The sequence below is a fragment of the Thalassotalea sp. G20_0 genome (assembly GCF_017744175.1).
In the GTDB taxonomy this organism is placed as follows: domain Bacteria; phylum Pseudomonadota; class Gammaproteobacteria; order Pseudomonadales; family Endozoicomonadaceae; genus Endozoicomonas.
The window spans coordinates 1-503 of record NZ_JAGHQV010000553.1 but is presented as its reverse complement, the minus strand read 5'-3'; the positions used below and the strand labels follow the sequence as shown (position 1 = coordinate 503).

The 503-nt window shown below is 45.9% G+C and carries 2 protein-coding genes; both read right to left on the bottom strand.

The features are described 5' to 3' along the window. Positions 1–50 precede the first annotated feature (50 nt). Positions 51–368: a putative quinol monooxygenase gene (locus tag J7438_RS27520; RefSeq protein ID WP_209279182.1), complete on the bottom strand. Its 318-nt coding sequence runs from the start codon at positions 366–368 to the stop codon at positions 51–53. Between the two features lie 40 nt (positions 369–408). Continuing rightward, positions 409–503 (bottom strand): ArsC/Spx/MgsR family protein (locus tag J7438_RS27515; protein ID WP_286197011.1); only part of this gene is annotated, 95 nt, incomplete at its 5' end.

Below are 503 nucleotides of genomic sequence, written 5' to 3'. Positions count from 1 at the left end.
GTTCTTGGTGTACAACTCTGGTTAAGGGGCCGATGGGAAAGTGATCAAGCTTATGTTGCTGGAGGTGCCTGCAAGTAGTCATCACTCACTTCCAGCTGGTATACGGTCTTTAATTGAACAAGACAATATTTCATTCTTTGGCGAGCCTGAAGATATAGAGCATCGGTCAGCTTATGATCCTTTTCCCATTGTTGGCGATCTGGCCATTGAGCATAACCGACCAGAATGTTTGGGTTATCTGAAGTGTGTAGTCTTGAGCCAAAGCTGCCGCAATTCTGGTAGATGGCTTTTGTCACTTCCAGCCATGCTTTGCGAAACTCAGTCTCTGTACCTTCTTTAATCTCAAATTCATAAACCGCTATGAACATGCCTGTGTCCTTTCGCCAAGTATAACTGTTATTCTTTTGGCTATCTGTCAAGAATCTCAAGCACGGACTCAGGGGGGCGGCCAATTCTGGCTTTTTCGCCATTGACCACAATGGGGCGCTCAATCAACCTGGGAA